Source organism: Bacillus sp. H1a (assembly GCF_000633475.1).
Classification (GTDB): domain Bacteria; phylum Bacillota; class Bacilli; order Bacillales; family Bacillaceae_G; genus Bacillus_A; species Bacillus_A paramycoides.
On record NZ_AYMH01000098.1, the window covers coordinates 1 to 8,345 of the forward strand.

General features: G+C 27.0%; 6 protein-coding genes and 1 pseudogene. All 7 read right to left on the reverse strand.

The genetic code is table 11. The features are described 5' to 3' along the window. Positions 1 to 120 precede the first annotated feature (120 nt). Positions 121 to 819, reverse strand: coding sequence for an ABC transporter permease (locus U860_RS0129740; protein ID WP_025151333.1), 699 nt, complete (start codon positions 817 to 819; stop codon positions 121 to 123). Positions 820 to 834: 15 nt separating this feature from the next. Next, positions 835 to 1,560 (reverse strand): ABC transporter permease, encoded by a 726-nt coding sequence (locus tag U860_RS0129745; protein WP_001159645.1) that lies wholly within the window; start codon positions 1,558 to 1,560, stop codon positions 835 to 837. 2 nt (positions 1,561 to 1,562) lie between these two features. Then, positions 1,563 to 2,468 carry an ABC transporter ATP-binding protein gene (locus U860_RS0129750; RefSeq protein ID WP_025151334.1) on the reverse strand — a complete coding sequence of 302 codons (906 nt, stop codon included), beginning with the start codon at positions 2,466 to 2,468 and terminating at the stop codon, positions 1,563 to 1,565. Between the two features lie 71 nt (positions 2,469 to 2,539). After that, on the reverse strand, positions 2,540 to 4,642 hold the full coding sequence (locus U860_RS0129755) for a cysteine peptidase family C39 domain-containing protein (RefSeq protein ID WP_025151335.1): 2,103 nt from the start codon (positions 4,640 to 4,642) through the stop codon (positions 2,540 to 2,542). A gap of 14 nt (positions 4,643 to 4,656) precedes the next feature. Next, positions 4,657 to 7,485 (reverse strand): type 2 lanthipeptide synthetase LanM, encoded by a 2,829-nt coding sequence (gene lanM, locus U860_RS0129760; protein ID WP_025151336.1) that lies wholly within the window; start codon positions 7,483 to 7,485, stop codon positions 4,657 to 4,659. A gap of 91 nt (positions 7,486 to 7,576) precedes the next feature. Continuing rightward, a complete protein-coding gene (locus tag U860_RS32270; protein ID WP_033795514.1) occupies positions 7,577 to 7,744 on the reverse strand; it encodes a type A2 lanthipeptide in 168 nt (55 codons plus the stop codon). Between the two features lie 272 nt (positions 7,745 to 8,016). Then, positions 8,017 to 8,237: pseudogene (locus U860_RS32275) on the reverse strand (DDE-type integrase/transposase/recombinase); the annotation flags it as partial. Positions 8,238 to 8,345 lie beyond the last annotated feature (108 nt).

The following is an 8,345-nucleotide window of genomic DNA, read 5'->3' on the forward strand; positions in this document are numbered from 1 at the left end:
TCAACGTACAATGAACTTCAACAATTATTAGCTACCTCCTAAACATTGTTCCTCATTTACCAACCTGTTTATGCTTTTTTCAAACTTTGCAACAGAACCGCTACACTCCTCATTGTAACTTTAATTCCATCTTATTGATTTTTTAATAATAAATATACAACCTAGTAATGATAATAGATATACAATGAGAATAATATATAATTGTTTTGGTTCAATGCTATCAAAATAAAGACTCATAATTGGATATGACCAAGGGAATAGTATCCAATAGTTTGTATGAGAAATAAAAAAACTACCTAGTCCACCTATAACCCCTACTAATAATGAAAGTAACGGGATTTTATAAAATATTATATTTATTAAAAAATGTAGATTCACAATAATTAAAGAGCTGATTACCATAAAAAGTATAGAAAAACTTACTCTTTGATAAACAGTCCCGAGATTATCAACCGTTAATACTATAGGTATACTAGTTATGACTAAAGCACATATTAAATAACAAAAAGTAATTATTAAGCAAAACAAAAACTTATTACTTAATATAGTTTTTAAAGTGATCCCATGATAAATAGCAGACATATATCCTTTTCTTCTGAATTCGTTTACAAAAGAAAATGACACTAATAGACCTATCGCAATAGGTAAAAATAACCTACAAAAAAGGCTCAGAATCGCTATATGCATGAAAACGCCATCTTTTAATTGAGGCGATACAGTTAGAAAAACTTGAAAACTAATTGGTACCAACAGAAATACTAGTAACAGGATATACAATCCATTATGAAGACTTTTTTTATATTCACCTAAAATACCCACTTATTTCACCCTTTATTATTCATATGTATAATATTTAAAACTCACAGTCAATAACATAATTCCTAAAATATATATTGAAGAACTTGCAAGATATAATAAAATAGTTGTTTCTTTAAACATAACGTCACTTACTATATTCAATGCATAAAATATTGGAAATGTCTTTGTAAATATTAAAGGGAATAATCCATATGTTACGATAAAAAATATCCAAATAACTGACAAGGATGCCGCAAGAATTCCCTTTTTTATAATTAAGTGAAAAAGCAATTGAGAATATGGTATTGCTAAAGATAAAATGGTACAAAGTATCAACATTTTTAAAAAATAAAGTATTGATATTTCATATCCATTTATAAAAGTATAGATACCCATAACCGAAAAATTTAAAATATTAAAGATCAAATAGAACAGTATAAACAATAAATTTTTAGCTACCAATAACTTGAATTTTGAAATGGGTTTTGTATAAATAATGGCCCAAGTACCATATTTATTTTCAGAAGAAATGATAAAATACCACATACAAGCAGAAAAAATGCTTAACGTTAGTGTATTAAAGTTTACTGTAATTGCTATAAGATTTGTAGATTGAAACATGTCAGGATTATTCTTGTTAAAAATAAAATAACTTATACACAAAAAGCTTGATAATAATGAAAAAAACAAAGAAATTAATAATAATTTTCTCCCACCAATTTTCCTCATCTCACTATTTACACTTTTAAAGATAAATTGCATTATTATAGTAACTCCTTTTGTTTAGTTAAAGATAAAAATACTTCCTCTAATGTTGGCTTTTTAGGGCTAACTTCAAAAATATCTATATCATTTTTTATTAATATTCTGGTTAAATTAGGAACACTATCTTGATCTATTATTATTTTGAATACCCCTTCTTTTTCTATGCTATAAGGTATACCCTCTGTATTTAAAATCCTCTCTGTGGCAGCAGTATCCTTAACATGAACAATATATTCTCCAGAAGTAATAATACTGTTTAAATTCCCTTCATAGAGTAAGCTACCCTTATGTAGTAATGCTATGTGATCTGCTATCATTTCAATTTCAGCTAAATTATGACTAGAAATAAATATAGTCTTCCCCTCATTTTTTACTAAATGCAGTAATAAATGCCTTATCTCGTGTACTCCCTCTGGGTCTAATCCATTTGTCGGCTCGTCAAGAATTAGTATTTTAGGATTATTAAGAATAGCAAAGGAAATACCTAGCCTTTGTTTCATTCCTAAAGAAAAATCTTTAACTTTTTTATCTTTTGCTTTATATATTCCTGTAGTTTTTAATACTCTATCTATTTCATCTAAAGGTTTATTAATCATTTTTTGTACATAGGCTAAATTTTCATATGCTGTTAAATTAGGATAATAGGTAGGTGAATCAATAAAACAACCCACATTTTCAAATAATTCTTCTTTCCATTCTTTGATATCTTTATTATTAAATAATATCGTTCCTTTATCTAATGGAATTAATCCTAATAACATTCGCATAGTTGTTGTTTTCCCTGCACCATTTGGTCCAATAAAAGCATATAAACTTCCTTCAGGAACAGATAAGTTTAAATCACTTACAATGGATTGATTTTCAAAAGATTTTGTTAAATTTTTAGCTTGAATTGCTAATTTCATTTTGTTCCTCACTTTCCCATTCCCAAATAAAATTAAGTATCTATTAAATTCTTGATTTATTAAATATCTATTTATCCTTTACCTAATGTTTGCAATCTGGATTTAGAAGATATTTCTCGTTGTTCTAATTTTTTATCAGTAAGTTCATAAACTCTATCTACACGCTCTAAAATATTTTCGTCATGAGTGATAATAATCTTAGTGGATGGTATGGCAAATATATTTTCAATAACAGCATTTGCCGTTTCTCTATCTAAATGGTTAGTTGGTTCATCTAAGATAAGAATCGGATATTCTTTCATGAACAGGCGTAACATAGCTAACCTTTGTCTTTGGCCACCGGAGAAATTTGTTCCTCCCTCAGAGATAAAAATATCATTTATACTTTGAAATTGAATATAATTACTTAGATTCAATTTATCTATAGAATCCTGGATTTTTGAAGGGTCATAATTTATATCAAAGTAAGATAAATTCTCAGATAGACTTCCTCTAAACAAAACTCCATCCTGAGTCATTAGTCCTACCTTTTTTCTTAGTTCCTCACTGTTCCAATCTTTAATATCTCTATCGTCTATTAATATATTACCCTTATCGGGAGTATGCAATTTTAATAATAAGTTAGCCAAAGTGGATTTACCGCTGCCACTTTCTCCAACAATAGCAATACTTTCGTTATTTTTAATGTTCAAACTTAAGTTTTCTATTATTTTTTTGTCATCAAAACTAAACGAAATATTATTGAATTGAATTGAGCCTCTAAGAATGTTTACTTTAGTATCCGATACATCTTTTTCTAGTTCCTCTTCCAAGATGTCTAAAGTTCTTAATAAAAGTGGTTTAACTGAATTCCAATTTAAAATTGATCCTATAATCGTTGAAACCGGAGAAAATATAATACTAGATATAGCAATAAAGAAGAAAATATTACTTAAATCCCCTTCTCCTTTACTAAAATTATAAAATCCTACAGCAAGCATTATGATAATAAATATTGTTGATAGGGAACTATTAAATGATTCTAAAGCATTTTGTTTTAGTACTCGTTTATGAACCGTATCTAGGTATTTATTATAATCTTTTTTCCATACAGATTTAATTCTAGAAAAAATCCCTGTGGCCTTTACATAATACATCGCTTTTAATGATTCATTAATTTTCCCTCTATGTTCTCCTAGGTAATAAGTTTCGACTAAATTAGCATTATATATAAATTTTCCTAAGGAAATATTGATAAATAGGGAACTAGCAATAAAAAACATCAATATTAAAGTATAAAAAGTCTCAGTATATAATAGATACATCAATAATGGAATGATAACTACTATTGATATAATCATTTCAATCAGATCCTCTAAAATATATCCTCGTATTGACTCTAGACTCATAATTCTTACATTTAAATCCCCTGCATGACGTGTAGTAATCTTTTCTATGGGGATATTAAACATATGCTCAAAAACTTTTGTTGTACTTTTTCTATCAATTTCTTTTTGAAATTTTACTTTTATAATTGAAGTTATAGATTTTATCCCTATAACAACTATTAAACTACCCAATATAATTAAAAGGTATCTTACATCCACTTCCTTTGAAGCATTCAAAATATCCATAAACTTTTTCAAAATAAAGGGGAAAGCAAAAAATGAGATTTGTGCTAACAATGCTAATAGTGCTAGTAAAATAATCTGGCTAGGAGATATAAAATGATCAATATATCTAAGTAGTATATGTTTTTCACGCCTTTTAATATTTTGCTGTATGTCTTCTTTCTTTTCTATTACTAAGATATAGTTACAGAACATCTCTTCAAAACTTCTTATATCGATTACCATTGGCCCTGCCTTAGGATCTACAATATAAAATTTATTTTCTTTAACCCTTTCAATAATTACAAAGTGATTAAAGTCCCAAAATGCTATCATCGGCTTTTGTATCCTTTGTAAATTAGTTATATTTTCTATCCTATATGCAGTTGCAGAGAGTCCATACGATTCACTAACTTTTTTAATATCCAACAAACTCCATGCCGATTTTTTATTGATAATTTTACTATTTCTAATTTCCGAAGCTTGTACTGCTAAACCGTAATAATGCATAATCATTGCAAGACAACTAGGCCCACAATCAAAAGATGTCATTTGCGGTATAAACTTAACTTTCTTTCTTAACATATTTATCACCTATTCTAGGCATTAAAGTATAAAATGCTATTTAGTTTATTATTCTCTAACCTTTGTAAAAAATACAAAACACTTCCTAAACCTGTAAATAATGCGATTTTATGAGGATTAAAATCTTCTATAGCAAAATTATTCAAAAAGTTATTTGTTACTTTCATAACAATTTGTTTTTCATTTTTCTCTAGCATACCTCTATTTTCTAACTCCAATAAAAAGTCTAGTTTCCCCATTAAACCATGACATAAACAATAATCATTATTTTCATGTAATGTACTTAAGATTTGATTTTTAAAAAAGATTAAATCTGATTGTATATCTTCATTTTGATATAATTCTAAAATTTTAATTCTTGATATTCCCATTCCACTAAACCCTTTACACCAACTATCTGTATACTCATATTCATTCATACTCATTTTCTCACTTTTATGTATACAATGTATTACCCTATCGTACTTATTGGTTTTTAATATGTCTTTTAACTTATAAAATGCGAGAAGTTGTCCTGATAATCCATGAACAAACCCCTTTAATGAATCTTCTAAATTTAGCGTATCGTGAGCTTTCCAATATACAAATTCATCATGTGCTTGCATATTATTGACAATGTAGTCGCCGAGATTTTCAGCCACTTTAAGCAATATTTTATACTTAGGATTAATTTGATAGAACTTAACTGCAGTTAAAATTAGACCTGCAGAACCCCCTAATATATCAAAAGCTTTATCGTTATATACACCTTTTTCGATATCCGAGTTGATATCCATAAATATTTGCAATATCACCTTTTCGTTAAAAGAGGTTATATACGGTAAATTTGTTAAATAGTAAGAAATAATGGCGTTAGAACCATTTACAAAACCATAATTTTTTTTATTTTTGTTAAGTATTTCTTGCAAGGCTTTTTGTTCGAGTTTATTTATAATTTCAATGTGATTAAGATCAGCATTATTTCTCAATAATGAACTTATTCCCAATAATCCATCATACATTCCATTATTCAAATGGTTTATCTCAAGCTCACCTTGCCAATTTGTTTTTAATCCAATAAAATCTACATCTCCATCTTTTGATATATAACTACCATCAAGAATTTTTCCTGTAATTGCTTCCTTTATTTTATTTGTAGATAAATTAGTTTGAAAATTAATTGTTTCCTTTACTGTATTCAGCTTATATAGATTATCATTTTGATTAGAAAGGGATATTTCTATAATTTTTCTTTGTAATAAAAAGTCAGAATATGAAATTTTTTTGAATTTCATTTCTAAATCTATTTCAGTATTCGAAAAACCCTCGCAAGATCCCCATTCATACTTATTAAAGAAATATGGAACATCATAGGATAATAGTGCCTCTATCTCTTTTTGAATAATATCTTTCCTAGTAGCCAAGTAGATGTTTTTTTTAAGAATATTTTGCAAATATTTTATAGTCTTTAATTTATTCTCTAATAAATCCGGAATATTTAGTCTATCTAATAAAAGAGTATAGACTTTTGTATTTCGATATACTTTTCGATAATTCCATTTAGAAACACTGTTTTTCAATATATGCATATATTCCTCTTTATTTTTTAAAACTGAATTATATGCATCCTCAAAACCTTTAATAATATCATTTATATAATTATCATACTCGTATATATCATCGTTAAAAAACGGTAAATTCTGAACTGTATCTTCTACTATTGTCTCTTCTCTTATTTCAATTGGGTTCGATGTAAATTCATTTTTTATTTTAATTGTTTTTACTAAAGTCTTCATTACTCTCCCAATTGCACTGTAATCTCTTATTACCTCTCTACCTCCACTAAACCTTATAGGTAGCATTCTAGAATTTAATACTGAATTAGATAATATAAAACTACTGGTTTCTTCAGTGATACTTGGATTTAATGTACTTCCTAATGTCTCAAAATCAATTATGACTGGTGAGGATTGTTTAGCTATGATATTTTCATTATGTATGTCACTTCCATTAATCAAATATATTACAGAAAGCACTACACCTAAATTATAATAATAACCTTTAATTTGCTCATTAGATTCACATGATTCATGATTAATATATTCCATATATCCATAATTTTTTTTATTAACTACTTGTGGAATAAAGATATCTGTATTTAAATCCTTATTCAGTTGATTAATTAAACTATGATATAAAATAGAATTTTTCAAATCAACTGGTTTTAAAATTACCTTATTATTAAATTTATCTTCTAAAAGTATTGTTCTCTTTCCATTATTATGATAGTCACCTAGGTTAATAACTTTTTCTACATGCATAATATTAAAACCCGACATTTTATGAATTTCTTTTTGATCTTTTTCAAGAGCTCCTTGTAACCAAATTATATAATTTATTTCATTTTTAATTATTGTAAAAATTTTTTCACTTAATAAAGGTAACATTTTAAAAAAATTCATATGGAATTTTTTTAAATGAAAGAAATTATTTGTAAAATACTTATATTCTTCATCGGCATCAATTCCTATTAAAGCTTTTTCTACTCTAAGTTTATTTATGTATACAATTAAGGATGGCCTTAATACTTGATATAGTCTTTTTTCTAAATCAAACATTATCGATTCAGAAATCCTCTCACTATTACCAAAAAAATCAATTTTATTTATTATCATATTTTTAAAGAATACTAAATATGTTTGTATTATTTTATGAAAGTTATAGCTTTCATCATTCTTAATGACATCATTACATGAAAAATCCTCTAAAAAGATAACAAAATTTTTTTCTAGGTATTCTTTTGTTACTAAAGAATTTGACCCATTATCTATTGTATTCAAAATTCCATGTGAATTATTTTTCATAATAACCTCCTCTTTTTATAGGTAGGAGAAATAGTTAGAAATTCATTATCATTAAAGAGAGTAAGGCCTTTCGCCTTACTCTCTTTAACTATTAGCGGCATTTTTTACAAATTCTTTGTCCCGCAATTGTGATGCATGCAAAAGGTTGGTTCCAAGGACAATCTTTAGTTAAAGTTTCAACCCAACCAGGTCCTATACCACCAACTAATTGTTCAATCTCTTCATCTTCTACGACTTGTAAATATTTTTCAGTTTCCATTTCAATACCTACCTTTTTGTTTTTTTGAAAATGATGTTATAAATTCAATATTTTACCACAACATTGTCTAGAAATAATATATCATTAAATATTCAAAAAAAAAAGGTATTTTTAGAAAAAATCCAAAATAATCAGATAACTCACTATATAAATATACTAAATAAAGAACTATATATTATTTAACCACCTAAAATTCAGGTGCTATTTTTGGTTTTGGTGCAAAATAAAACAAAAGAGAATAAAGCACATATAATTCCTAACGGAATCGTATCTTATTTTGCAAGTCCAAACAATTGATGGATAAATTCTTTTTGATTTTGGACAGACTGGTTCCGTAAAGCAATCTGTTCTTTTTTAATCATATGCATGGTTTCTACTCCAGAAATAATGGATGTAGCTGTGTCAAAAGATTTAAGACCTAGCGTAGAACGGATTCGCTTCTTTATTCTTGTTCTACTATGTTATTCAAGTACTTTTGTTGTCTAAGTCGCATATCGTTAGGGGTTCTGTTGCAAAGTTTGAAAAAAGCATAAACAGGTTGGTAAATGAGGAACAATGTTTAGGAGGTAGCTAATAATTATTGAAGTTCATTGTACGTTGA